Source organism: Arboricoccus pini (genome assembly GCF_900187945.1).
In the GTDB taxonomy this organism is placed as follows: domain Bacteria; phylum Pseudomonadota; class Alphaproteobacteria; order Geminicoccales; family Geminicoccaceae; genus Arboricoccus; species Arboricoccus pini.
Genome location: NZ_FYEH01000010.1, coordinates 50,834 through 77,211, shown reverse-complemented (window position 1 = coordinate 77,211; position 26,378 = coordinate 50,834). Strand labels below are relative to the sequence as shown.

Sequence of the window (26,378 nt, the reverse complement as noted above, 5' to 3'; positions counted from 1 at the left end):
GACTGCCGATAATGTCTCTGGATTTCGACCCCTCTTCGCTCAGCATCCCCAAGGGCCACCATATTGGCGGTCGCTACATCGATTTCGGTGGTGAGCCGATCGAAGTTCGCCGTCCCTCGGACCTTCAGGTGATGGGTACGCTCGAAGATGGTGGCGAAGAAGCAGTCGAAGCAGCCGTGCAAGCGGCACGCCAGGCCCTGAAAGCCAGCAATTGGTCCAAGATCGCACCGATCGAGCGGGCCCGGGTGCTCACGCGGTTCGCTGAACTGGTCGAGCAACGCAGTCTCGATCTTGCCAGGCTGGAGGCCGCTAATTCGACGAGGCTGATCGCCGAGACCACTGTTCGCGATGCCGCGCGTACGGCAGGTACGATCCGTTTCTTTGCTGAATATTGCGACAAGCTGGAGGGTCAGACGACCCAGACCCAGTCGGGCATTCTCAGCATGGTTCGCCCCGAGCCCTATGGCATCGTTGCGGCGATCGTGCCCTGGAATTTTCCGATGATCACGGCTGCCTGGAAATTTGCTCCGGCCCTGGCGGCAGGCAATGCCATCTTGATAAAAACCTCGGAACTCACGCCCTACACACTCCTCCTCTTGGCTGAGATCGCGACTGAGGCGGGTCTGCCTAAGGGGCTTTTTAACGTCGTCAATGGTTATGGCCAGACGACGGGTGCCGCTCTCGTTCGACATCGGTCGATCGGCAAAATCTCCTTCACAGGATCGACCGCCACTGGCGTCGCCATCATGACCTTGGCGGCCAGTCACGGCACCAAGCCGGTGACGCTGGAGCTGGGTGGCAAGAGCCCGCAATTGATCTTCGCAGACAACGAGGACCTGGATGCCCTGGCCGCCAAGGTTGCCGCAGGCTTCATGGGCAATGGCGGTCAGGTCTGCACGGCCGGCTCCAGGCTCATCATCCAGCGGAAAATCGCGGACGAGTTGGTGGAGAAAATCGAGGCACGCTGCCGGGCCATCACTCCTGGCCCGACCTGGAGAGAGGCAAGCGATTTCCCCCCGATCATCAATGAGAAGCAATTGGCTCGGATTGACAGTCTCGTGCAAAAGACTCTGGCCGAAGGCGCAACCGCACGTGTCGGTGGCTCGCGGCTCGAGACCCGCAACGAGGGCAGCTTCTACGCTCCGACGCTCCTTGAGGGCGTGACGCCAGAGATGACGGGTTATCAGGAGGAGTTCTTCGGCCCGATTGCCTCCATTCACCGCTTCGACGAGGTGGAGGAAGGTATCGCGATGGCGGACCATCCAACCTATGGGCTCGCCGCCAGCATCTTCACGACCGATATCAAAAAGGCGCTCCTTGCGGCCGAGCAGATCGAATCCGGGATGGTCTGGGTCAATCAGAATGGCCGCGGACCTGAATTCACCTTCCCGGCTGGCGGTTTCAAGGGGTCGGGTTTCGGCAAGGACATGGGTCGAGTCGGCATCGAGACATACACGCGCCAAAAGGCTGTCTGGATCAATTACGCGGCCTGACCCTAGAGCTTTGGCGCATCCGATGACTTATGATTATGTAATTGTGGGCGGTGGGTCGGCTGGCGCCGTTCTTGCCAACCGGCTTTCAGCAGGCAGCGCTACTGTGGCGCTGTTTGAGGCCGGCCCCGACACGCCACCGGAGGACGTCCCAGACGTCATCCAGGACAGCTATCCGGGCCGATCTTACTTTGATCCTCGTTTCCACTGGACCAATCTGCGGGTCTACACCCGCTCGCCCAAATGGAACGACGGTCGAGCCAAGCCCTCCAAGCTGGAGCAGGCCCGGGTGATGGGTGGCGGCTCCAGCATCAATGGCCAATTTGCCGTACGCGGTCTTCCCGCGGACTACGACGATTGGGAGGCCATGGGCCTCAAGGGGTGGGGCTGGGAGGGCATGCTGCCCTATTTCCGCAAGCTCGAGCGGGACCAGGATTTTAGCGGGGAATTGCACGGACAAGACGGGCGGATTCCGATCCGTCGCGTCTTTCCAAAGGACTGGGCTCCCTTCACCCAGGCCATGTTGGCCGCAACCAACGCTCAGGGCTACGGCTACGGCTACGACTATAACGGCTCCTTCGAGGATGCGGCCTATCCGATGCCGCTCTCAAATGAGAACGACAAGCGGGTCTCGACAGCGCTCGGCTATCTGGACCGTACGACACGCTCGCGCGGCAATCTTAGAATCTTTGCAAATGCCGAGGTCAAGCAGCTGATCTTAGATGGCCTGCGGGTGACTGGGATCGAGGTGCGCCTCGAGGGTAAACTGCAGAAGGTCCAGGGAAAGGAGGTCATCGTCTCCTCGGGTGCTCTGCACTCGCCGGCCATCCTGCTTCGAGCCGGCATCGGTCCAGCTGCCCATCTCCGCGAACGCGGCATCGAAGTGGTCAACGATCTGCCGGGTGTAGGCGAGAACCTGACCGACCATCCCCATCTGGCGTTCGGCGCCCATCTCAAGCCCAATGCGCGGATTGGAAGAACCCAGCGGCGCCACATCTATATGGGTGTTCGCTACTCCTCCGGCGTTGCTGACTGCCATCGCGGTGACATGCTCCTGATGCCGGTCAATCGGGCTGGCTGGCATCGCTTGGGCATGACGATGGGTGCCCTTAATGTCTGTGTGAACAAGTCTTATTCACAAGGCACGGTGCGGCTGGCTAGTTCCGATCCTGGAGTCGAGCCGATCGTCGATCTCAATTTGGCCTCGGACTATCGCGACCTTGCCCGTCTGGTTGACGGGTTCAAACGCATGGTCCGCCTCATGGACAGCCCCGAGGTCAAGCCGTTCGTCAACACCTGGTTTCTTGCAGGCTACACAGATGAAGTGCGTGCATTGAGCGTGCCGCGTTTCTCGACCTGGGTGAAGACGGCGGCAGCTGCCTTCATGCTCGATCTGTCGCCTCTCACGCGCAATCTCGTCACGCGCATGAAGTTCCCACCCTATGGTCGGGCGCAGGAAATGAGCAAGGATGACGAGGTCATCGCCGAGTGGGTCAAGGACACCGTCTGGTCGGGCTGGCATGTCTCAGGCACTTGCAAGATGGGTTCGGGGGGCGACCCGATGGCCGTCCTCGACGAGCGTTGTCGCGTGCGCGGGATGCAAGGTCTTCGCGTCGTGGATGCATCGATCATGCCGTCGATCGTCGCGGCCAACACGAACATCTCGACGATTGCCATCGCTGAGAAGGCAGCCGATCTGATCCTCGAAGACCGCCGAGCTAACGGTTAGCCCAAATGGTCGGACCGGACGCGCTTAAGGTGGGCGTACGCAAGTCAAACAAAAGCCAGCCTTCATGGTTGGCTTTTGTGCCTTTAGCTCTCCAAGTCGGCTCCATCGTTGCCGCTAAGGCGTAAGTGCCGCTTGGCTAGCTGTCTTTGTGTCCAACGAAAGGGACTCGGTCGGCTCGAATGAGGACTGCTGGATGGCGGTGGTCGACAGGCTAGCCGCATCCGAGGATGCGCCAAGCGCGTATGATGTTCTCATCGGCTGCTTATCGAGTTCAATCCGTTCTGTCAGTCCGACGTCCACGCCTGCCCTGCGCTCCATGGATCAGTCGGGACCGAGATCGGCATGCAGCGCGAGTTTGCGCTTGATGCGCGGAATGAAATAAACCCAGCGACGATGAGAAGAATGCCGGCGCAGCGAAGATGATCGCGCCGCTGAAATTAAGTTGCGAACCCGGCCACATGGCTTGATCCTTGGGAGGCGGCAGCTTGCGACTGGGCAAGGTTCCGACCGCGAAGGATACGCTTCCGGCGAGCAGGGACCGCGGTTCCGATCATCATCCCTTCCCCATATCCGCTTGCACCCGTGATCAGTGCTACCACGGCCAGCGCCAGTAACACCGTACCGACGCTCGTCGAGCTAAGCCGCCACGTCTTCAGGACAAGCGCCTCGGCCAGACATATCCAGTTCTGAACGGTTGCGGTCATAATCGCCGCCACGCTCGAGACGAGGCGCCCTTCCGTCCAATATATTCAAGGATAGTTGATACCGACGATCAGCCCCCTATGACGGAAAGAATTTCGGTCTTTCGCTTGGTCGGCCAATCCTCGCCGCGGAAGAGCGCGAAGGCGCATAGGATCAGGCCCGCCGAGAAGACGGGGGCCATGGCCTGTACAATCTTCCGGATCGCGAGGAACGCCCTGTCCCGCAACAGATAGATCGACGCATAATGGAGCAGGAACAACCAGGATAGCGTCGCCTAGGCGCGGTTATATGGGTCAAGGCAGAACTTGTGAGCGCGTACGCGCGACGTGACGGCCTGTTCCCGGCGTGCCGACCAACTGCCCTTCGTTCACCATCGTGTGGCCGCCAAGAATGACCGTCGTAGGCCATCCTTGGACCTCGAGACCCTCATAGGGGCTGTAGTCGGCGCCGTCGTGGAGATCGGCATGGCGGATCGTGCGGCGTTCTTCTGGATCCCAGATCGCAAGGTCGGCGTCCATGCCAATGGCGATCCCACCCTTGCGCTCCAATCCATAGGTGCGGGCATGGTTGGTGGCGGTCAGCGCCACGAAACGCGGCAGCGTTATCCGTCCTTTCATGACCCCCTCCGAAAACAGGATGGGTAGCCGCGTTTCCACCCCGGGAATGCCGTTGGGTATGTGACGAAAGCTGGACCGCCCGCGCGGGTTGAGTTTGCCTTTGGGGTCATTGTAGCGAAATGGGCAATGGTCGGAGGAGTATAGGTCGAACACGCCTTCCTGCAGCCCTAGCCAGCACGCAGCCTGCTCGTCCTTGTCGCGCGGTGGAGGCGAGCAGACGAATTTTGCCCCCTCCCAGTTCATGCCGTCCAGGTCATCGGCGGTCAGCATCAGATATTGCGGGCAGGTCTCGCCGACCACACGCTGGCCGCGCATCCGTGCAGCCCTTATCTCGTTGATGGCCTGACCGTTGGACACATGGACGATGACGACTGGCACGTCGACGATCTCGGCCAAGGAAAGGGCGCGGTGGGTAGCCTCACGCTCAACAGCGACCGGGCGGGTCATTGCGTGCGCCTTTGGCTTGACATCCCCGGCCTCCTCGTGACGGCCGATGAGATAGCGGATGGCGTCTTCGTTTTCGCAATGGACCATGACGAGAGCGCCAGTCCGGCGTGCGGCGTCCATCGTGGCCAGGATCTCCGCGTCATTCAGGCGGAGATTTTCATAAGTCATGAAGATCTTGAACGACGTATAGCCATCGGCGACGAGTGCCGGCAACTCCTGACCAAGCACGGATGGTGTCGGATCGGAAATGATCAGGTGGAATGACACGTCCGTGTAGCATTTGCCCGCGGCCTCTTCGTGGTAAAGCTGGACCGCCTTCCGAAGCGACTGGCCCTTTTGTTGCAGGCAGAAGGGCAAGACGCACGTATTACCGCCGAACAAGGCCGAGAGTGTTCCGCTGGCAAAGTCGTCGGCCATGGCGATATTGTCGCCCGAGGGCTGCGAGAGATGCACGTGGCTGTCGATGCCACCCGGCAACACGAAGCGGCCTGTGGCGTCGATCTCCTCAACGCCTTTTTCCAGCCCTTCACCGAGCTGAACGATGCGTCCGGCGCGGATGCCGATATCGGCTTTGAAAACGTCGGCGGCCGTAGCGACGGTGCCGTTGCGGATCACAAGATCGAACATGAGGCGGAGACCTGTAGGGCAAAATTCAGTTAAAGGAGAATATCGCCGCCATTGGGCGAGAGCGTCTGGCCGACGTAGAATGAGCCCGCATCCGAGGCGAGCATGAGGGCCGTGGGTGCGATCTCCTGCGGATTGCCGAAGCGGCCGAGCGGGATTTCCGCCTGTTTCATCGCACGCCAATCGTCGGTCAGGCCCATCAGCATGTGGGTTTCGGTGGCGCCGGGCGCCACGGAATTGACGGTCACGCCGCGCGGCGCCGCCTCGTAGGCAAGTGCACGCGTGAAGCCGACAATGCCGCTCTTGGCAGCACAGTAGTGCGCCAGACCGGGGGCGCCCTTGTAAGCCAGTTGTGAGGAGACGTTGATGATGCGGCCCCAGCCACGTTCGGCCATGGCCGGATAGAATTTCCGTGTCACCAGAAAAGTGCCGCGGAGATGCACGCCGATCATCCTGTCGAACGCTTCGACGGTGATGTCCTCGAAGCGAAGATCGCCGCCGATCCCGGCACAGTTCACCAGGATATCGACGTGGCCGAGCGTGGAGGCGCTCCATGCGGCCAGTGCGTCGACGTCATCCACCTTCGCGACGTCGCAGACGGTATGATGAACGGTATAGCCCTTTTCCTTCAATCGCGAAGCCAGGGCTTCTGCATTGTCTTGGTCGTCAACTTGGCAATAGCCGACCTTGGCACCATGCTCGGCGAATAATCCAACGATGGCAGCACCGATACCCCGGCTCCCGCCGGTAACGAGAGCGGTCCGGCCCGCAAGGCTAAAGAGATCCAAAAGCGTCTCCAATCATTCGACTCAGTGACAAGAAAGCCAGGTGGCGTAGGCCTTAATTCCCTGCTCCAGGGTCATCCGCGGTTCGAAGCCGAGGTCCCGGGCGATGGCGGTGCTATCGAAGCGATGCTGGTAGGAATCATGTGGATCCGCCCCAGGTGCCACCTCGATCTGGGCCTTGGGCCAGATTTCGACGACCAGGTCGCGTACTTCCCCGATGGTGAGGAAGCTTCCGCCCGTGGCCGTATAGACCGGCTGCGGGCATGTCGATGCGTCGCGGGCCCGCAAGAGGGCCTCCACGGCATCGTCCACATAGATGAACTGGCGCGGGAAGTCCGCGCCATATGGAATAAGAGCCTTCTTCCCTGAAAGCGCACTCTCGATCATGGTGCGGATGACGCATTCCGTCGTGCGCCCGGGCCCGTATACCCAGCAAAGTCGCACCGAGACGGCATCGAGACCGTGCTGCTGGCGGTAGCCGGCGAGCAATGCCTCGCAGGCCACTTTGGTCGAAGCATACACACTGTCTGGCGCCAGCAGGGCTTTCTCGGGAATCCCCTTGGAGTCTGACGCCGGCGGTTCCGTCGGCCCGTAAGCGCTTGTCGAGGAACAGAAGACCAGCCTGCGCATGCGTCGGAGGCGCGCCAGCTCCAGCATGTTGGCGGTGCCGACGACGTTCGTCTGGATGATGCCGTAGGGATTGTCCACCATCACCATCGGACCCGAGACCGCGCCGCAATGGATGATTGAACCGACGGCCTCGCGCTCGGCCAAGGCGTGCAACTGGTGGATGTCGCCAAGATCGACGATCTGGACGGGAAGCTGCCCCGGCTTTAGACGAAGATCGATACCGACCGCCTTGCGGCCCTCCTTGAGAAGACGGGCGAGCACGGCCTGGCCGATAAGCCCGGAGGCGCCGGTGATGAGCGTCGTGTCGTTGCTCAATCGACTGTTCCCTTCTTCTTCGCCGCGGCACTGCCTTGCGGGCCGTGGATGCCTTCGATCCCGAGCTCGGCCGCCAGAAGCTTTTGCGTGTAGGGATCTTTCGGGCGCGCGAAGACCTCTTCCATGGAACCCATCTCGACGATGCGCCCGCGGTTCATCACAGCCACATTGTGCGCAAGCGAGCGCACCGAATTCAGGTCATGGGTAATGAACAGGGCGGAAAGCTGCATGTCGCTCTGCAACTGCCGCACGAGGTCGATGATCTGGGCGCGCACGCGAATGTCGAGTGCTGTCGTTGGTTCGTCGAAGATGACGAAATCCGGCCGAGAGATCAGAGCACGGGCCATGCCGACGCGCTTTTGCTCGCCGGCCGTCAACTCGTAGGGATAGAGCTCGGCGTATCGCGCGGGCAGCCGTACTAACTCCAGCATGCCGTGCACCCTCTTCAGCCGCTCGGCCGAGGTGAGCTTGTCGAGCATGCGGAGTGGCTCATCCACAAGGTGGCGCACGCGCCAACGCGGGTTCAATGCGACGTAGGGCTCTTGAAAGACCATCTGGATCCGTCGACGCAAAGGCCGAAATCGCGCCTCGGACAACGTCGTGATCTCCTGGCCGTCGAAGAGCACCCGGCCGGAATCGCTTTGCAACAGACGGACGAGGCATTGCCCGATCGTCGTCTTGCCCGAACCGCTCTCGCCAACCAAAGCCAGGGTTTCGCTTGGCGGGATGAGGAAGGACACGCCATCCACAGCCCTCACCTCCTCGCCGGGCCGCTTGCCGGGAAAGATTTTAACGAGGTTGGAGACTTCGAGGAGCGGTGTGTCGGCCTTGCCTATCGACCGCACCCAGGGGATCGGCCGGGCCTTGGCCGCCTCCAGGAGATCTTGACTGTAGCGATGGTCGGGACGTGCCAGAAAGTCTACCGTGTCACGGATCTCTTCGATTCGGCCGCTGCGCATGACCGCCACCCGATTACAGTAATGCGCGACGATGCCGAGATCGTGGGTGATGAGGATCACCGAGACGCCCATCTTGCGGGTCCGCTCGACGAGCATGTCCAGCACTTGCACCGAGACGGTGGCATCGAGGCCGAGAGTGGCATCGTCGGCCAGCACCACTTTGGGCTCGCTGATCAGCGACATCGCGATCACGACGCGCTGCGCCATCCCGCCCGAAAGCTCGTGCGGGTAGGCGTGCGCCCTCTCCTTGGCGTTGACGATCCCGACTTCGGCAAGGAGGCTGACGGCCCGCGCCCACGCTTCCCGCCGCGAGACACGATGGTGGCTGCGCAAAACGCGCACCAGTTGGCTGCCGACCGTCACCACGGGGTCGAGCAATTCCTTGGCATTGGTGCCAATGAGCGCGACCTCGCCACCGCGAAACGCCCGTCGCTCGGCTGGGCTGAGACGGCTTAGAGGCCTTTCGCGCGAGAAGATCTCGCCCTCGGTCACGCGGAGGTCTTCAGGCAAAAGATCGAGGATGGCTCTTGCCAGCAGCGACTTTCCGGCTCCGGTCTCGCCGACCACGCCCAGAATCTCGTTGGGCATGAGACGAAGGTTGATGCCCTGTAGGAACGGCGGCGCACTTGTAGGGGTGATCGATTCGACGCGCAGGGAGTCGATCCTTAGGAGCGGCACGGAAGGCACTTCTTGCATCAAAGCGGACCTCCGATGCCGGGTATGATGTCGGTGCTCGTGCTGACCGCTCGGCGCGTCTTGGTCGGATCGAGCAGATCGCGGATCACGTCTCCCAAGAGCGCAAAGCACAGAACGGAAAAGACGATGGCAAGGCCCGGAAAAAGGGAGACCCACCACACCCCGAGGATCATCTGCTGGGCACCCGATGAGACCATCAATCCCCACTCAGGCACAGGCATACGCACGCCCGCCCCGATGAAGGAGAGGCCGGCTGTCAAAAGGATCGCCATGCCGATGGAGATCGACACCTGCACCATGGCGGGCAACAGCGCGTTGAGCAGCAGATGGCCGAACATGATGTGCAGGTCGCTGGCACCGCTGCACCTGGCGGCGGCCACGAAGGGGCGCTCCCGCAGCGAGAGAACCTCGGCACGGATGAGGCGGGCGAAGACCGGCGTGAACAGAATGGCAAGGACGATCGCCACGTTCCAGATCTCCTGCCCCATGACGGCAACGAGTGCCATGCCCAAGACGAAGATCGGAAAGGCCTGGATGAAATCGAATAGGCGCATGACCAGGCTGGATACGATGCCTTTATAGTAACCGATGAACAGGCCGAGAGGCACACCAATCAAAAACGCCACCGCGACCGAGACGACACTGATGAGCAGATTGATGCGCGTTGCGTAGATCACCCGCGAGAAAACATCCATGCCGGTAATGTCGGTGCCGAACCAATGGGCGGCAGAAGGGGGCTGGAGGGAGGCCAAGGCGTCGGCCTCCACCGGGCTGTAGGGGCTGAGTAGCGGGGCAAACAGGATCAGCAGGATCTGCAGGAACAGAAGGGCGAAACCGATCACGGCTGCCGGGCTCCGCAAACTGTGTGGAATGCGGCTCATACCCGGATCCTTGGATCGACAAGTTCGTAGAGAATGTCGACGATCAGATAGACTACGAGGATGAACGCGGCCGCGACCAGGATGAAGCCTTGCAATGCGGGATAGTCGCTGTTCATGACGGCCTGTACGGCGTACTGACCAAGCCCTCCCCATGAAAATATCGTCTCCACCAAGACTGCAGCGCCCAGGAGGAAGCCGACGAGGAAGCCGACGATGGTTATGATTGGCGGCAGGCTGTTACGCAGTGCTGCCCGTATGATGACGCGCTCGGGCACGCCTGAGGCCCGTGCATGACGGACGAACGGGCTGGCCCATACCTTGCCGAAGACGCTTTGCGTCATTTTCATCAGGGCACCGGCATTGACGACAGCCAGCGTGATCACGGGAAGCAGCAGACGTCCGGCTGCGGAATGCAGGACACCGAAGTCGCCAGCCACGAGCGCGTCAATCGTATAAAAGCCGGTAACGTAGGGTGGTTCTGAGAGCATGGCATCGATGCGCCCAAAAGGAGCGGCGGCCCAGCCCAGCTTCGAGAAAAAGACGAAGATGAGGATCAGGCCGATCCAGAAATCGGGAATGGCGCCGGCGGCCAGACCATAGATGCGCGTTGCGACGTCGGTGAAGCCCCCCGGGCGGACGACCGAGACCACCGCGAGCAACAAGCCGATGGCGACGGTAAGGATCATCGCGTAAAAAATGAGCTCTAATGTTGCCGGCGCGCGCTCCATCAGATCGGTAAGCACAGGGTGAGAAGTAAAGATGGAGATTCCGAGGTCGCCGTGCAGCACGTTCCGGCAATAGGCAATGAATTGCACCCATATGCTGTCGTTGAGGCCCAGTCGTTCTCGCAGTTGAGCGACCGCCTCCGGTGTCGCCATGTTGCCGAGCAGCAGTACGGCCGGATCTCCCGGCAGCAACCTTATGAGAAAGAATGTGACGAACAGCACGCCGAACATCTGCGGAGCGAGCAGCAAGAGGCGTGGAAGGATGATCTGCAGGCTGCGTGGGAGCATCTGCTGGAACCGTCGCAATCCGGTAAGCATACGCGCGTCCATCTTGTGAGATGCGAGAGTCTCTCTAGTCCGGCGATAAGCTCGGGCCCGGCCGCCTGGGCGACCGGGCCAACGGCAATCCTGGTAAAAGAGGTCGTTAGAACAAAGCCGATCTCGAGCGCTTACTTGCTGAAATCGTACCAGCTATTGCTGTTGGGTGTGTACCAGGAGAATCCCTTTACTTTAGCGCTGGTTGCCAGCTGGTATCCAGGATTGAAGAGGAACACCCAAGGTGCCTCGTCAACGACGACGCGCTGGACCTTCTTCATGTCTTCCTCGCGCTCTTTTTCATCCGTCGAGATGAGCGCCTTGTTGATAAGCGCATCGACTTCCGCGTTCTTATAGTGCGAGAAATTGACCATCGACTGGCTGTTGATGAAAAGGTTGGCGACATAGGCGGCATCGGGCACGATCGCCATGTCGCGGATGAAGAACATCGGCATCGTGCCCTTGGTGTAGCGCTCCACGAGGCTGGATGCCGGCAGTTGCACGAGATCGACGGTAACGCCGGCACGAGCAAACGCCGTCTTGAGGATCACCGCCATCTGCTCTTCGAGAGGCTCGCCCGTCCGATAGCCCAACTCGGTCTTAAAGCCGTCCTTGTAACCGGCCTTCGCCAGCAGTTCCTTGGCCTTGGCGACATCTTCCTTATAAGGAAAGCTATCGTCGGTATAAGCCGGATAGATCTCGGACACAGGACTCTTTGTCGGACGCGCCGTGTTCATGTAAACGCTCTGCGCGATCTGCGGCCGCGGCACGAGATAGTTCAGGGCCTGACGTACTTCGACCTTGTCGAAAGGCGCCATGTTGTTGTTCATTTCGAGCCGGTGCGTGTAGTTGCCGAAGACTTCCCAGACCTTGATGGTGGGAATCTGCTTGGCGAGGGCGATTTCACGTGGTGTCAGCCATTCAGCCACATCGATCGAGCCGGCCTGCAAGGCAGCCAGACGATTGGAGGAGGTCGGCATCTCGCGGAAGATGATCTTCTTCAGCTTTGCCGGGCCGCGATAATAATAAGGATTGGCATCGTAGATGACTTCCTGGCCCGGCGAGAACTTGGAGATGTAATAGGGCGCGAACGATGCGGACCCGGTCGAGAGAAAGCGCGTGGCCCAGGGATCGTCGACGGTAATATGTTTCTTGGCCTCGACCGAGTCGATGATACCCAGGTCGTTATTGACCCAAAGTCGAGCGAGCAGCAATGAAGGGTTCGGAACGGACACCTTGACCGTATAATCATCGATCCGCTGGAAGGCATCGAAGCTCTCGATCTTTAGGATCTGCGTCATGTACCAGTGAAATGTGGCCTTCATGTTCCAGCCGCGCTGGAAGGTCCACATGACGTCGTCCGCTGTCATCTCGTTGCCAGCGGCGCTCTTGACGCCGTGGCGCAGGTGGAAGGTGATCGACTTGTTATCGGGGGCTATCTCGTAGCTTTCCGCAAGTCCGCCTTCGATCTTGGTGAAGTCCTCGACCCTCGCACCATTCGGATCCGTCTTCATAGCATAGACGAGCAGCCGCTCGAAAATGTTGCGCCGCGCCTCATGGCCGGCTTCCGTCGGCGGATATTCCTGGTCGAGCGATTCAGGCGTGCGCGGCCCGGCGACGAGCAGCGTCTCGCTGGCACTCTGTGCAAAGGCTGGGCCGCCGGCGATTACGAGAGCGAGCGCAAGGAGTGAGGCTTTCGGAAGCCCCCATGTCATCCGCATTGCAACAATTCCTCTAGGCGTAACTTGTTCGATAAGGGCTTTGGCGGGCAGAGTTTGTTCAGCGAGGCTGCTTTTCTTCCAGCCGTACGCAGATCGGGGACACGTCAACGAACTCGCAGTCTGCGCTCGAGCCGTCCTTGTGGACGTGAAGAACAAAGCGTCCGGGCGGACGGAGTGAGGTCATCGGCGTATGCCAGACGGCGACGCGATACTGGATGGCACTGCCGCCGGGGACGACGAAGGCGTTTACGCGGTCGAGGGCAGGACCGCCGTCTTCTGCATCGGGAGCCACGACGACGAGATAATCGGTTGCATCCAGCGAGAAGAAGGCTTGAGTGGAATGGGGGTGTCGCTCCATCACCTTCACGACATGCGCGTCCGCGCCCGATGGCCCTGGCGCTGCGACCAGTTCGAAGATCGGTAGAGCCTCCGGGCGTCCGCTATAAGGGCAGGCGGTCGCACCTGGCCCGTCCAACAACGTGCCAAAAGGTGCAAAGGCCTGGGCGGTGATGGCGCGCGCGGCGATTTTAGTCATTGTCATCCTCGCGGGCGAGCCAACTCCGCGCAATGTCTTCGCGCGTCGCAAACCAGACATTGCCGAACCCGCGGGCATAGTCGAAGAAGCGCTTCAGGGCGCCAATGCGTCCGGGCCTGCCGATCATTCGCGGATGGAGCCCGATCGACATCATGCGCGGGCCACGCGCGGCCTCGGCGTAAAGCACGTCGAACGTCTCGCGCATGTAGCGGAAAAAATCGTCGGCTTGGGAGAGGCCTGGTGAATTCCAGAAGCGTATGTCGTTGACGTCGCACGTGTAGGGCACAACGAGGCGGCGTACGCCGTCCACCGTGACGAAATAGGGCACGTCGTCGTTATAGGCGTCGGAATCGTAGAGAAATCCCCCCTCTTCGGTAACCAGTCGCCGCGTGCGGATGCTAGGCCCATAGCGGCAATACCAGCCGACAGGTCGCTTGCCGCACGTCTTTTCAAAGGAGCTTACGGCCAGCCGAATATGCTCGCGCTCCTCTTCCTCGGAGAGACGGAACACTTCCTCCCAACGATAACCGTGGCTGCAGACTTCGTGGCCGGCCGCCACGACTTCTTGTGCCACGGCCGGATTCTGCTCGAATGCCACGGCACAGGCGAAGAAGGTCGCTGGGATTCGTGCATCGGCCAGCGAATCGAGAATACGCCACACGCCGACGCGCGAGCCATACTCATACATGGACTCCATGGCCAGATTGCGGATGTCCTTGGGGAAGGCATAGCTCCCCCATTCGGTCATCGGCTCCTGATCTGCATCGCCCATGGCGAAAGAGCGCTCCGAGCCTTCCTCATAATTGACTACGACGTTGATCGCCAGCCGAGCGCCGTTCGGCCAGGCGCCGGTCGGTGTCTGTCTGCCGTAGCCGACGAGATTGCGCTCGGGTCGCAGGTGCGGAGAAGGCGGCATGCAGATTTCCGGCAAAAATGTATGCACGATTGCGTGCAACCACATCAAGCAAAAGACGTGCCGAAAATCTTTCTGCCTCTTCAAGAGTTTGATTGTTGGCTAGCTTCGGAGGAACTCGTAGACGTCGGCTTCCTGACGTCGGGCTTCGGTCAGGTCGAGGCTCGAGAGAATATTGTTGAAATGATCTGCCATCTCGCGCGCCGCATCGTCCGGGCGATTAGCGGCGATATGCGCGACAAGTGCCTTATGCTCGTGCGTTAAGCATAGAATGCCGCTCTTACGCTCATAGACCGATTGAATGAGCACGCAGCGCCGGATGAGACCTGAAAGCATTCGGGACAGGACGGGGTTGCCGGCAATATCGGCGATCAATGTATGGAAGTTGCTCGCAACACGGTTGACGCTGGGATCCTGCTTGTCGAAGGCGGCGTGCTCTATATCTAGATGCTCGCTCAGTCGGGCTATATCCTCAGATGTGGCTCGCTGGCATGCCAGCCTTACGGCGACGCACTCGAGCTCCCGGCGCGCTTCGTATACTTGGTACGCATCTTCGATCGTCGGTCGGCTGATGAATGCTCCGCGGTGGAGCTCGAAAACGACAACATCCTCATCACGCAGCCGCTCCAGGACGCGACGCACGCGCGAGCGTGGTACTTGGTAGGCTTCCGCCAGCCTGACCTCATTCAGATGCGCACCGGCGCGTAGATGCTTGTCGATGATGGCGTCGACAAGCCGCTCATAGATGACATCCTCGATCGGGTGCTTGCCTCTGAGCTTCACCGCCATGTCGTGGTCATTCATCGAGTGCTACCTCGACGGGGAGCGCGCCAATGACCGGCCGGATGGTCAGGGTCGACGGGCCAGTCGGACCCGTTGCTCCGGGGCAGGCGACAGAACAGATCGCCCAAGTGCTTGGCCGCGCTTGACATCCACCCTCCTCAACAAACACCTCCCAAGCGGAACACCTGTGCCGACGCATGGTTTTCGATAGTCCATCGCGCAAAGATATAAGTCCTGTTCTTCAGGCGGCGCTGAAAATTGTCTATTGAAGCGTCGATCCCGTTGCCCATGACGTCGTTGGATTTCTGTCTGCTCGGAGCCGGGATCAGATCCATTAAAACGAGGGGTGACGAAGCCGCGATCAAGTTTCAAAAGAACGTGTCATGCCAAAGGCAAAACGAGTGTGTTGGCGACAAGGGCTGACATCAGCATGGAATGTCGTGCGCGACCTACTACACGGTTCAGGCGAAGTATAGCGGCAGCGAGCTATCCTCGCCGCTAAGACGGCGGGCGTGACCACGGGAAAGCCGGGGCAAGGCGGTTGCTGGCCGAGCAGAAAGAACATCACAAGAAAGCCGGGTCCTCCCAGGGACGGGCTGTCCACGACGCCGCAAGCGGTATTTCGGCGGCGTCACCCCGCGGGACTTGATGAGCGAGAAGCGGAGGCTGCGCGCCTAGACCAATCCTTTGATGGACCGCCGACCAGATTGATCTTTTTCGCCGCCCGGCATCGCGGGGAAGGCGCCGGGCGTGCGATGCATGGCCTTGTGGACGAGCTGGTTGAGAAGCGGTTTCAGCAACTAAGACGGTGCGACCGTGTAGCGATGACCTCGTGCTCCGGCTACGCCTTTCTGACGGTGAAGTTGAAGGACAGCACCCTCTATCGCTCGTTGAAGAAGAATTGATCGGGGCGCAAGAAGCTTGGAGACGAGGCGCGGAATCAGCCGCCGGGTGTCCTTAAACCGCTCGTCGACGGCGAATATTCCGATGTAAGTTTTGGTCCTTATGCGTGGCGGCCAAGGGATTGCCGAAGCACTGGCCGGCACGACAGGCCAGGGTGATCCGCCAGGATCTCCTGCATGGTCCAGGCGTCAACAAAATCAACATTCTCGACGAGCTTTCCGGGCAAATTCGCGTAGAGTTCGCCTATGCCAAGCCGGCCTTGGCCGGGGTCTCGGCGCAGGGTATGGCCTGTGCGAACGTCGTGATCCATCCGGCTAGAGGCATTGACCAGGGTGGTTGGACAGGCTCGGCGCGCGCGGTCGCTAGAGGAGAAGGGCGCTCGTCAGATCCGATGGCGGCGATGGCTCCTCCGTGATAGCCAGGGCGCGCAGGTTGCGCGTCAGATGCGTGGTCATGCTGGAGGCAGCGCCGACCTCGTCGCCCTGTGCCATCAGCCCGACAATCTCCATGTGGTGGTCCGTCGGGCAGGCGCCGCCGCCCTCGCCCGCCGGCTGATAGAGCGCCTGCATAAGGGCGGTACGCGGGAGGAGTTGAGCCAGCAATTCACTAAGGACGACGTTGCCGCCGATTTCGGCGATGAGGAGATGAAATTCGGCCAGGAGCCGGATGTAGCGTGGCTGGTCCGCCCTCGCCGCCTCCTGGGCCTGGCAATGGGTGCGCAGGCGGCGGATATCGTTGGCCGTGCAGTGCCGCGTTGCCTCGCGCACCGTCTCGCTCTCGATCAGGCGTCTGGCCGCATAGACCGCCTCGGCCTCCTCAAACGAAGGGGAGGTGACGAAGGCACCGCGATTGGGTTCCAGCCGGACAAGCCCGGCGAAGCTGAGCGCACGCAGGGCTTGGCGCACACGCGTCCGCCCGAGGCCAAACAAGGCGCCCAGTTCCTCCTCGCCGAGCTTGGTCCCCGCGCGTAGCCGTCCGGCGGAAATGGCATCGACGATAGCTCGGACGATCGGGTCGTTCTGGGCCGCTGCCCAAAACCCGGTCTCGTTGCTTGCCAGCCGGCTCGGAGGCAATTGGCAGGCTCCCTTCCGGCCGGTGCGTTTGCGCTGAGCACCTGGCCGCAACGCTATAATTCCCCATGATTAGAATGTTTTGATGCCTGTCGGATAGCAGGCCCCACGCTTGATGCCCAGCCATCAGCCTATGAATCGGCCGGCAACTGGCTAGATTGCATACAATATGTGCTTTTTGTCGCCAATCTGCAAAAATTGTCTACAATATTTTGATCGAAAGCATCTAACTACCTGTAAAACCTGCACTTTAAATAATGGCATGCGGATTGCTTTATGGCCGCTGTCTCGACGGCGGCCGCGGGGTCGCAGCCCGAAACATTCAATCGAGACGAAGGAGACGCGCGTCATGTGCCAATTCTGCGATCGCGGATTTCCGAATCCGAGCCATATGCGTCTCGGCCGGCGGTCTTTCCTCAAGACCACCGCAGCCGGGGCGCTGACCATTGGGCTGCCTTTCGTTCCTTCGGCCCAGGCGGCGGAGGATACGGTGTTCAAGGGCACCCATGGCACCGGCTTTTGCAACAGCGCCTTTTTCATGACCCATGCGCGCCAGCTGGCAAAGCAGGAAGGCGTTACCCTGCAGTTCGTCAACACGCCGACCAACGCCGATCAGGTGACCTTCTTCGCCACTGGCCAGGTCGATGTGAGCGTGCTGCCCTATACGAGCTTCTTGGCACTCTATGATGGCGGCGCGCCGGTGCGGATCGTCGGCGGCGGCGGCATTCAAGGATGCTCGGTCGTCGCCCAGCCCGGCCTCGACACGCCTGCCAAGCTCAAGGGCAAGACCCTCGGCACCTTCCAGCTCGATACGCTGGAAGTGTTGCCCTACGACTGGCTGAAGAAGAACGGCCTGTCCTTTTCTGACATCAATGTCCGCTATCTGGGCTCGACACCGGAGCAAGTCGAGGCCTTCAAGGCGGGCGCCATCGACATTGCCGGTGTCATCGAGCCCTACGCCTCCGCTCTTTTGCAGGATGTCAAGGGAGCCGTGCTGCTGTCCGATGGCATCGACGTATACGGCCCCGAATATTCCGACTGTGTGCTGGCCGCCCGCACGGAGGTGATTGAGAAGAACCCCGACGGCATCAAGGCCCTGATCAAAGGCATGCTGCAAGGACAGTATCTCTTCGAGAGCGAGCGCGAGGAGACGCTCAAGCAACTGGTCGGGCCTTACTACAAGCTCTCGCTCGAGAATGCCCGGATCGGCGCCAGCAAGCAGCCACCCAAGGTCGATCAGCGCGCTCAGGAAGACTTCATCTTGACCCGCGTCGAATCGGTGATGGAGATGGGATATCTGAAGAAGAAGCCCGGGAAGGACGCGATCGATTGGAGCCTTCTGGAAGCGGCGATCAAGGAATCGTCGGAGGTCTATGGTAAACTGAAATACAAATCGGCCTGAGGAAACAACGTATGGGCACGACGGCGACGGCGTCTCCGCGCGCTGGCCGAACGAATGCGCCGAAACATGCGCCGTCGCGCATGTTTCGGCTATGGGCCGCGATCCTCGGGGCATTGCCAAAATTGTTCTGGACATGCCTGTCGATTGCATTCTTTGCCGGAATATGGGAATTCTTGTGGTATATTGGCTGGGCTGACCCCAGACTTCTGCCGCCACCACACATCTTTCTCGGAAACTTTGCCGAGCAGGCTCAGTTCTTCAACACAGCCGAGCGATGGACCATTGGCGTCGATGCCAGTGCTGGGCCGTCGCCGACCATGGCGGTGCTCTTGACGATCATGGCCACGATCCTGCGCGTCCTAGCTGGCCTCCTGCTGGCGACGGTGGCGAGCTTGATGCTGGGCATCGCCATTCGCTACTGGGCGCCGGTGGAAAAGCTGGTTCTGCCGACGGTCACCCTCCTGGCACCGGTCTCGCCGGTGGCGTGGCTGCCCGTTGCCATCTTCCTATTCGGCATCGGCAACAAGCCGGCCGTGTTTATGGTGTTCGTTGCCCTCTTTTTCACCATGGTGCTGGCGACGATCAGCCAGATCGATTCGGTCAATCGCAATTACATCAATGTGGGCCGCATCATGGGTGCCACACGCCGGCAGATCTTCCTGCGGGTGATTCTGCCGGCAATCTTGCCGGGGCTCCTCGTCGTCCTTCGGCTAAACCTGTTCGGCGCCTGGATGGTTGTCCTGATCGCCGAGGCAACCGGAGTCGGCTACGGCCTGGGCCAAGTCATCATGATGGCGCGCAACACCTTCAATCCGGGTCTGGTCTTTTTCACCATCGTCATTATCGGGGTCATTGGCTCGGTGTTCGATTTCACTCTGCGCGCCGTTCAGGCACGCGTCCTTTATTGGGTGCCCAAGGGGCAGGCCAGCATGGGGGGCGGCTGAAATGGGTATTGCAATGACTTCGTCCGCCGTTTCCTGCCGGGACGTCGGCAAGACCTGGGCCGCAGGCTCGCCACGGGCGCACGAGGCGCTGCGCGGTGTTGACCTCGACGTGGCGCCGGGCGAGTTCGTCTGCCTGCTGGGACCGTCGGGCTGCGGCAAGAGCACGCTGCTCTATCTGATCGCCGGTCTCGAGAAACTGACCTCCGGCGCGATCCTGGCGCATGGCCAGACGGTGAACGGCCCGGCACCGGAGCGCAGCCTTATCTTCCAGGAGGCCGCCCTCCTCCCCTGGCTGTCGGTCTGGCAGAACGTTACCTTTGGCCTGTCCCTTCACGGCGTCTCCACCGAGGAGCGTCGCCAAGTGGCCCGCGAGGTTCTGGCCCGGGCCGGCCTGTCGGAGGCGTTCGACAAGCGCCCGGATGAACTTTCGGGTGGCATGCGCCAGCGCGTCTCGGTCGCCCGCGCCATGGCGATGCGGCCGCGCGTGCTCCTGATGGACGAGCCGTTCGCCGCCCTGGACGTGCAGACGCGCGCCAAGATGCAGGGCTTTTTGCTCGACGTGTGGCACGCCACCGGCGCCTCGGTGATGTTCGTCACCCACCATATCGACGAGGCGGTAGCCCTGGCCGATCGGGTCGCCGTATTCACCGCCCGGCCTGGGCGCATCAAGGCCGTGATCGACGTCGACCTTCCGCGTCCACGAGACGTGGAGGCGCCCGAGGCGATGGCCCTGCGACGCGAGCTGACCGGCCTCCTGCGCGACGAGGTCGACCGGGCCTTCGCCGAGCAGGAAGCGTTGACCTCCGCCAATTGACGATTTTTTCTAGGACGAAATCCCGATGCAAAGCATCATTCGCGGCAAGTATGTCATCACGCGCGCCCTTGACCGGCACGGTTGGGAGCAGATTGAGGATGGCGCTGTCCTGCAGAAAGACGGTGTGATCGCGGCGATCGGCCGGTTTGAGGATCTGGCGCGTCAGAATCCCGAGACATCGGTAATCGGCACCGGCAACGAGGTGCTGCTGCCGGGCTTCGTCAACGGTCACCACCATGTAGGTCTGACCCCCCTACAGTTGGGCTCGCCCGACATGCCGCTGGAACTCTGGTTTGCCACACGGATGGTCACGCGCGATGTCGATCTCTATCTCGACACGCTCTATTCGGCCTTCGAGATGATCGCGTCGGGCATCACCACCGTGCAGCATATCCACGGCTGGATGCCGGGCAGGCTGCCGGAGGTTGAGGCAAGTGCTGACCAGGTCATCGCGGCCTACGAAGCCATCGGCATGCGGGTCTCCTACTGCTTCGCGCTGCGAGATCAGAATCATCTCGTCTACGAATCCAACGAAGATTTCCTGGCCCGCGTCCCGGATGACGTTAAGCCGCTGCTGGCGAAATATTTCGATCGTTTCCAGCTTGGCGCCGAAGAGGCTATCGAGCTTTTCGGCCACCTCCACGGCAAGCATCAGGCGAAGGAACGGGTGAAGATCCAACTCGCACCCGCCAATCTGCACTGGTGCTCCGACCGGGCGCTGGAGATGCTGGCCGAGACGTCGGAACGCTACGATGCCCCGTTGCACATGCATCTGGTGGAGACGGCATATCAGAAAGAGTATGCAAGGCGTCGTGGCGGCGGCACGGCGCTCGACTACATCGCTCGTTTCGGCCTGCTCGGCCCGAAGCTGACCCTGGGCCACGGGGTGTGGCTCTCGGAGGGAGATATCGAGCGCATCGCCGAGACGGGCACCTGCATCTGTCACAATTGCAGCTCGAATTTCCGTCTGCGCTCGGGTGTGGCTCCCCTGAACCGCTTCGAGGCCAAGGGGATCAATGTCGCGATCGGCATCGACGAGGCTGGCATCAATGACGATCGCGACATGCTGCAGGAAATGCGCATGGTGCTGCGCGCTCATCGGGAGCCGGGCATGGACGATAGCGTGCCCACCCCGGCCCAGGTCTTCCGCATGGCGACCGAGGGCGGAGCCATGACCACGCCTTACGGCTCGACCTTGGGCCGGCTCGAGGTGGGACGTGGGGCGGACATGGTCCTGATCGACTGGCGCCAGGTGAGCTACCCCTATCTCGACCGCGAGGTTCCGGTGCTGGATGCGGTGATCCAGCGGGCCAAGACCGAGGGCGTCAACACGGTCATGGTCGCGGGCGAGGTCGTCTATCAGGGCGGCAGGTTCACCAAGGTTGACCGCGACGCGGCGCTTGGCCAGATCAGCGACCTCCTGAGTCGGGAGTTGAGCGAGAGCGAAAAGGATCGCCGGCGGCTGTCCAAGGCCGTGCTGCCGCACATGCGTGCATTCTATGAAGGCTATATCGATCCTGAGGGCCACGTGCCCTTTTATCGGCAGAGTGCGCGCTTCTAGGCGGGGATGCCAAGTTCCATGCTGGTCGCCGCCCTGCAGCCGAAGGGCTGTATGGAAGATTTGGCGGTGAACGAGGCGGCGGTCTGCGCCGCGCTCGCAGCCGCCGCTGCGGCATCGGTCAAGCTGGCAGTCCTGCCAGAGTTGGCGATGCTTCCCTATTTCTGTGCCGAGCCGGCTGGGTCGCGATGCGATTGGGCGGTGTCCATCGATGCTGACGTGCTCGCGCGCGTGGCGGCGCATTGTGCCAGCCTTGGCATTGCGGCGCTATTGCCGTTCTACGAATGGGACCCCGATGGGCCAGGCTATAACAGCGCCGTGTTGATCGGAGCCGATGGCAGGCTCGTTCCTGGCGCCGGCTTGCAGGGGTCGGGCCGCGTCGCCCGCAAACTGCATCTCCCAAGCGGTCCCGATGCCGACGAGGCGGGTCATTTCCGCCCCGGGGCCGATCTTCGTGTCTTCGATCTCGGTGGCCTGCGACTCGGTTGTCTGATCTGTTACGACCGCCGTTTTCCGGAAGCATGGCGAGCGCTACGTGCGCTGGGGGCGGATCTGGTCGCGGTGCCGGTTGCCGGCCTGAGCGGGGAGGATGACGCCTTTGTCCTGGGCGAACTGCGCACGCATGCGCGGGAGAACGGCCTGGCGGTGATCTATGCCAGCCGTGCAGGAGAGGATCGGCTGGCCGGCACGAGCATTCCGCAGCCCGGCGGCAGCTGCGTCATCGCTGCGGACGGCACCGTTCTGGCCCGCTCTGCCGTCGGCGCGGCGGCAACGGCCGGTATGGCCGTGGCGGCGATCGAGCGAGCCGACATCGAGCGGGCGCGTGCCACCCTGCCCCTGTTCGAGCGGCGCCATCCCATTCTCACCCAGGGCTTCATCACGCCTGGCATAAGGATCGAAGCATGAGGCTATTGATCGTCAATCCCAACACGTCGACGGACATAACCGCGCGTATCGCGGCTACGGCAAGGCGCGCTGCGTCGCCCGATACCGAAATCGAGGCCGTCACCGTGACCTGGGGTGTTCCCTACATCGTCACCCGCGCGGAAGCCGCGATCGCCGCCTGCGCTACCTTGGAAATGCTGGCCGCCCACGCTGCCGACTGCGATGCGGCGGTGATCGCGGCGTTCGGTGATCCCGGGCTGGATGCCGCGCGCGAGCTATTGTCGGTGCCGGTGCTGGGTGTTGCCGAGAGTGCCATGCTGACGGCCTCCATGCTGGCACGCCGCTTCTCGCTCGTCTCCTTCGCAGCGGAATTCAAGCCCTGGTACGAAGACGCCGTCGAACGGCTGGGCCTGCGCTCGCGGCTGGCATCGATCCGCTGCCTGCAGGACGGGTTCGGCGACATCACCCGTATCCAGGAAGAGAAGGAAACGGCCCTCCTGACCTTGTGCCGCGAGGCCGTCGAATTGGACGGTGCCGACATCATCATTCTCGCGGGCGCGCCGCTGGCCGGGCTGGCCGAGCGGCTCGCGGAGCGCGTGGCCGTGCCGATCCTCGACTGCGTGGCGGCGGCGACCCGCCAGGCGGAAGCCCTTGCGGCATTCCCGCCCAAGCCCGGCGGGTCCCGTCGTCCTCGCGGCTCCGCGAGCAAGCCCGTCCTTGGTGTCACCCCCGAGCTTCGCGCGCTCTTCCAGGCCGGTTGACCTTGCCCATGTCGCTGGCCTCGGAGCGTGAGCGGCTCTAAAACGGAACGATGGGAGCCCGCTATGACGGCATCCTTGAACCCGGGCAACTCGCCCGGCCGGTCCCTTGCGGATCTTCTCCGTGCTCTTCGCGATGGGGATCTCGAGGCGGTCGACCTCGCCGCCGCCTGTCTCGCGCGCATTGCGGCGGAGGAGCCCGAGATCCGGGCCTTCGTCCATCTGGACCCGGCCGGGGCGTTGGCCCGGGCCCGGGCGTTGGATGCATCGCGCAAGGCAGGAAAGCCGCCTGGTCCGCTGCATGGCCTGCCGGTCGGGGTTAAGGACATCATCGATACGGCCGACATGCCGACCGCCTATGGCTCGCCCTTGCACGAAGGGCGCCGGCCGGGGACGGATGCGGCGCTGGTCACGCGGCTGCGGCAGGCTGGGGCCGTTATCATCGGCAAGACGGTAACCTCCGAATTTGCCACCTTCGCCGCCGGTCCTACGCGCAATCCGCATGATAAAGGGCGCACGCCCGGCGGCTCGTCGAGCGGATCGGCCGCCGCCGTCGCGTCCGGCATGGTGCCGGCCGCGCTCGCAACGCAAACGAACGGATCGATCATCCGACCAGCTTCCTATTGCGGCATCGTCGGTTTCAAGCCCAGCTTCGGACTCCTGCCTCGCACGGGCATTCTTCCCCAGGCCGAGCTTCTCGATCAGCCGGGTTTCATGACGACGGACGTTCAAGGCGCGGCAGTTCTCCTTGCGGCTCTGACCGAGCCGGGCCTGCTCGACGCATCTCACATCGGGTCGCCGGCCCTGCCCCGCCTGGCCTTCGTGCCCGGCCCCTATTGGGACCAGGTCAGTCCTGCCTCCCGGGCGCTGATCGAGGCCTTTGTCCGCTCGCTTGGCCCCGAGGTCGAGCGCCTCGATCTGCCAAAGAGCTTCGCCGAGGCCAGTCCGGCATTGGGCGACCTCTTAATGCATGGTCTCGCAACCGAGCTCGACGTCGACTACCGGCGGGGAAGAGCGTTGATGTCACCCATCCTGGTGGATTTGATCGAGCGTGGCCAGTCGATCGGCGATCCCGCGCTCGCCCGGGCCCGTCGGCTTCGTGAGACGCTTCGGCAGGAATTCGCGGCGATCGCCGCTCCCTTTGATGCGTTGATCACAGCCGCGACCACTCATGTGGCGGGGCCGTTCGAGGCCGGCACCGGCGACCCCATCCTGGCCTCGATCTGGACCTTTCTCGGCGCACCCAGCCTCAGCCTGCCCGGACTGACGCTCGAGGGCATGCCGCTGGGTTTGCAACTGGTGGGACGCGAGCAAGGCGACGCCGATTTGCTGGCCGCCGCCACCTGGCTGGAGAAAAGGCTTAGCCATTGGCAGCCTTGAGGCCCGTGGCGTTGCCGGCCAGGCTATTCGTCAAGGTCGTCCTAGTTATGGGGCTCGGCTGCCGCCCGTAGAGGGGCGCTGGCCCGACTCGACCTCGAGTACTGCAGCGATGCGCGTGCCGCGGCAGGGTGCAGAGCACCTTGATCGTGTCCGGCCGGCTTGCCTCGCCTGCCATGCAAGCGCGCACGAGGGACGGCCCTTAGCATTCGTCTGTCCATAGGTGCCCTGCGCTCAGATGACGCCGCTCATCATGCTGGGGGGCGTGTTCAGGACCTCCGCCAGGAACTCCAGCGCGTGCCGGGTCTCGGCCCGGTTGGTGAACCCGCCGAGGCAGGCGCGCACGGCTTCGGGCGGCGTTTCGCCCACGGCGAAAGCGTCGCTGGCAACGACGCCGATGCGAGAAGTCCGCAACTGGCCGGTCAGGGCCGAGCGAGTCCAGTGCGGCGGCAGGGTGATCCAAAGATGGAAGCCCTCGGGATCGCTGGCCACCTCGTGACCGGCCAGGCTCTCCCGGGCCAGTTCCTGTCGCGCTCGTGACTCGACGCGGATCTGCTCCAGCACGTCATCGGCGATCCCCTCGGCGATCCAGCGCGAGGCCAAAGCGGACGTTATGGGCGAGGCCATGACGTTGGCGGCGCGCAGGGCCGTCGCGACCGCCCATGAGCGACCGCCTTCGGGCAGTACGAGGTAGGATATGCGCAGACCCGCCCCTAAGCATTTAGCCAGACCCATGACGTAGTAGGTGATGTCCGGCGCCAGCGTTGCGAAGGCCGGCGGCGGCTGTCTCGGAACCAACGCGTAGGCATCGTCCTCGATGATGCGCAGGCTATGTTTTCTCGCCACCTCGATCAGTTCCAGGCGGCGCGGTGCGGTGATCGTCGCCGTCGTCGGGTTCAAGAGCGTGGGATTGCAGTAAAGGGCCTTGATGGCACCTTCGGCACAGGCCGCTTCCAGGGCATCCGCGCGCATGCCTTGCGCGTCGCTCTCCACACCCACCAGCCGCACCCCCTGCTGGCCGGCAATCGCCTTCAGCCCCGGATAGGTCAGCATCTCGCAAGCAACGGCTTCGCCTGGGCGCGCCAGCGAACCAATGATGGCCAAGAGCGCGCTATGTGTGCCCGGACAGATGAGGAGGCGGTCGCGGGTGGCGCTCACGTGGCGCCGCGTCAACCAGCCAAGGGCCGCATCCTTGTCCTCCGGCGTGCCGCCGAAGCCCTGGTAGCGCAAGAGGGTCGTAAGATCGCCGCCAACGGCCGTGAATGCCCGCCGCATCCGCTCCAGGAGGGCCGGATCGTCCGGCTCGGGCGGCAGATTCATGCTGAAATCGACGAGATCGGTACGACGGATGCTACGCGCCGGAGCCGATGCCGTTGCCTGCGAGCGCACGAAGGTCCCAGCCCCGACCCGGCTCTCGACCAGGCCGCGCCGCTGCGCCTCCACATAGCCTCTGGCCACGGTCGTGAAGTTGAGGTCGAGCCGCGCGGCCAGATGCCGTTGCGGCGGCAGACGGTCCTCGGCGCGCAGCCGGCCAACTCGGATATCCTCGGCAATGGCATCGGCAATCGCCAGATAATGCGGTCGCGCATGATCGCCAAGGTCGGGCAGCCACATCGAGGATGTCTTCCTGGTGAAGGGTCGAGATAGATGCATTCAATTTCTGAATTGATCGCAGCAGTAACCCGGTGGCAGCCACTTGTAAAGCACGCCCCAATTGCCCGATCAGTAGGCATTTTGCCTCATAAAATGCACAAAATGGGTAATTCTAAGTCATTTGTCTTAGCGAATTGAATGCATTAT

Annotated in this window: 22 protein-coding genes; 10 read left to right on the top strand and 12 right to left on the bottom strand. The window is 62.1% G+C overall.

Translation table 11 applies throughout. The features are described from left to right. Positions 1–11 precede the first annotated feature (11 nt). Both CFB17_RS13795 and CFB17_RS13790 read left to right on the top strand, forming a co-directional pair. A complete protein-coding gene (locus CFB17_RS13795) occupies positions 12–1,493 on the top strand; it encodes an aldehyde dehydrogenase family protein (RefSeq protein WP_088562147.1) in 1,482 nt (493 codons plus the stop codon). Between the two features lie 22 nt (positions 1,494–1,515). Beyond that, positions 1,516–3,219 (top strand): GMC family oxidoreductase, encoded by a 1,704-nt coding sequence (locus CFB17_RS13790; RefSeq protein WP_133063911.1) that lies wholly within the window; start codon positions 1,516–1,518, stop codon positions 3,217–3,219. A gap of 995 nt (positions 3,220–4,214) precedes the next feature. Here CFB17_RS13790 and hydA read toward each other — a convergent pair. The 10 genes from hydA to CFB17_RS13730 form a co-directional block, all read right to left on the bottom strand. Next, positions 4,215–5,612 (bottom strand): dihydropyrimidinase, encoded by a 1,398-nt coding sequence (gene hydA / locus CFB17_RS13775; RefSeq protein WP_088562143.1) that lies wholly within the window; start codon positions 5,610–5,612, stop codon positions 4,215–4,217. Positions 5,613–5,641: 29 nt separating this feature from the next. Further along, positions 5,642–6,397, bottom strand: a complete 756-nt coding sequence (locus CFB17_RS13770; RefSeq protein WP_088562142.1) for an SDR family NAD(P)-dependent oxidoreductase — start codon at positions 6,395–6,397, stop codon at positions 5,642–5,644. A 21-nt stretch (positions 6,398–6,418) separates the two neighbouring features. Next, the gene (locus CFB17_RS13765) at positions 6,419–7,339 is read right to left on the bottom strand and encodes an NAD-dependent epimerase/dehydratase family protein (protein WP_088562141.1); all 921 of its coding nucleotides are present in this window, start codon (positions 7,337–7,339) and stop codon (positions 6,419–6,421) included. Next, complete coding sequence (locus tag CFB17_RS13760; RefSeq protein WP_088562140.1) at positions 7,336–8,994, bottom strand: ATP-binding cassette domain-containing protein; 1,659 nt, start codon at positions 8,992–8,994, stop codon at positions 7,336–7,338. Before CFB17_RS13760 ends, CFB17_RS13765 begins: the two co-directional genes overlap by 4 nt. Next, positions 8,994–9,875, bottom strand: coding sequence for an ABC transporter permease (locus tag CFB17_RS13755; RefSeq protein ID WP_088562139.1), 882 nt, complete (start codon positions 9,873–9,875; stop codon positions 8,994–8,996). The genes CFB17_RS13760 and CFB17_RS13755 overlap by 1 nt, the downstream gene beginning before the upstream one ends. Next, a complete protein-coding gene (locus CFB17_RS13750; RefSeq protein WP_207762098.1) occupies positions 9,872–10,888 on the bottom strand; it encodes an ABC transporter permease in 1,017 nt (338 codons plus the stop codon). Before CFB17_RS13750 ends, CFB17_RS13755 begins: the two co-directional genes overlap by 4 nt. 161 nt (positions 10,889–11,049) lie before the next feature. Then, positions 11,050–12,636 (bottom strand): ABC transporter substrate-binding protein, encoded by a 1,587-nt coding sequence (locus CFB17_RS13745; protein WP_088562138.1) that lies wholly within the window; start codon positions 12,634–12,636, stop codon positions 11,050–11,052. Positions 12,637–12,694: 58 nt separating this feature from the next. Then, entirely contained in the window at positions 12,695–13,171 is a 477-nt protein-coding gene (locus tag CFB17_RS13740; protein WP_165769618.1) for an ureidoglycolate lyase, read from the bottom strand. Next, the gene (locus tag CFB17_RS13735) at positions 13,164–14,087 is read right to left on the bottom strand and encodes an allantoinase PuuE (RefSeq protein WP_088562203.1); all 924 of its coding nucleotides are present in this window, start codon (positions 14,085–14,087) and stop codon (positions 13,164–13,166) included. Before CFB17_RS13735 ends, CFB17_RS13740 begins: the two co-directional genes overlap by 8 nt. A gap of 99 nt (positions 14,088–14,186) precedes the next feature. Next, the gene (locus CFB17_RS13730; protein ID WP_088562137.1) at positions 14,187–14,888 is read right to left on the bottom strand and encodes a GntR family transcriptional regulator; all 702 of its coding nucleotides are present in this window, start codon (positions 14,886–14,888) and stop codon (positions 14,187–14,189) included. A 686-nt stretch (positions 14,889–15,574) separates the two neighbouring features. Between CFB17_RS13730 and CFB17_RS19250 the strand changes: the two genes are divergently transcribed. Beyond that, on the top strand, positions 15,575–15,772 hold the full coding sequence (locus CFB17_RS19250; protein ID WP_088562136.1) for a hypothetical protein: 198 nt from the start codon (positions 15,575–15,577) through the stop codon (positions 15,770–15,772). Between the two features lie 360 nt (positions 15,773–16,132). Here CFB17_RS19250 and CFB17_RS13715 read toward each other — a convergent pair whose 3' ends face one another. Then, positions 16,133–16,843 carry a GntR family transcriptional regulator gene (locus CFB17_RS13715; protein ID WP_133063910.1) on the bottom strand — a complete coding sequence of 237 codons (711 nt, stop codon included), beginning with the start codon at positions 16,841–16,843 and terminating at the stop codon, positions 16,133–16,135. Positions 16,844–17,189: 346 nt separating this feature from the next. Between CFB17_RS13715 and CFB17_RS13710 the strand changes: the two genes are divergently transcribed. The 7 genes from CFB17_RS13710 (at position 17,190) to CFB17_RS13680 (ending at position 24,581) form a co-directional block, all read left to right on the top strand. After that, complete coding sequence (locus CFB17_RS13710) at positions 17,190–18,242, top strand: ABC transporter substrate-binding protein (protein ID WP_088562133.1); 1,053 nt, start codon at positions 17,190–17,192, stop codon at positions 18,240–18,242. Between the two features lie 122 nt (positions 18,243–18,364). Continuing rightward, positions 18,365–19,186, top strand: coding sequence for an ABC transporter permease (locus CFB17_RS13705; RefSeq protein ID WP_207762097.1), 822 nt, complete (start codon positions 18,365–18,367; stop codon positions 19,184–19,186). A gap of 13 nt (positions 19,187–19,199) precedes the next feature. Further along, on the top strand, positions 19,200–20,000 hold the full coding sequence (locus CFB17_RS13700; RefSeq protein ID WP_088562201.1) for an ABC transporter ATP-binding protein: 801 nt from the start codon (positions 19,200–19,202) through the stop codon (positions 19,998–20,000). 25 nt (positions 20,001–20,025) lie between these two features. Continuing rightward, positions 20,026–21,561 carry an amidohydrolase family protein gene (locus CFB17_RS13695; RefSeq protein ID WP_088562132.1) on the top strand — a complete coding sequence of 512 codons (1,536 nt, stop codon included), beginning with the start codon at positions 20,026–20,028 and terminating at the stop codon, positions 21,559–21,561. Positions 21,562–21,579: 18 nt separating this feature from the next. Then, positions 21,580–22,464, top strand: coding sequence for a carbon-nitrogen hydrolase family protein (locus CFB17_RS13690; RefSeq protein ID WP_165769617.1), 885 nt, complete (start codon positions 21,580–21,582; stop codon positions 22,462–22,464). Then, positions 22,461–23,204, top strand: a complete 744-nt coding sequence (locus CFB17_RS13685) for an aspartate/glutamate racemase family protein (RefSeq protein ID WP_088562130.1) — start codon at positions 22,461–22,463, stop codon at positions 23,202–23,204. Before CFB17_RS13690 ends, CFB17_RS13685 begins: the two co-directional genes overlap by 4 nt. 63 nt (positions 23,205–23,267) lie before the next feature. Next, on the top strand, positions 23,268–24,581 hold the full coding sequence (locus tag CFB17_RS13680; RefSeq protein ID WP_088562129.1) for an amidase: 1,314 nt from the start codon (positions 23,268–23,270) through the stop codon (positions 24,579–24,581). Between the two features lie 231 nt (positions 24,582–24,812). Here CFB17_RS13680 and CFB17_RS13675 read toward each other — a convergent pair whose 3' ends face one another. Further along, positions 24,813–26,192 carry an aminotransferase-like domain-containing protein gene (locus CFB17_RS13675; protein WP_243389888.1) on the bottom strand — a complete coding sequence of 460 codons (1,380 nt, stop codon included), beginning with the start codon at positions 26,190–26,192 and terminating at the stop codon, positions 24,813–24,815. Positions 26,193–26,378: the final 186 nt, after the last annotated feature.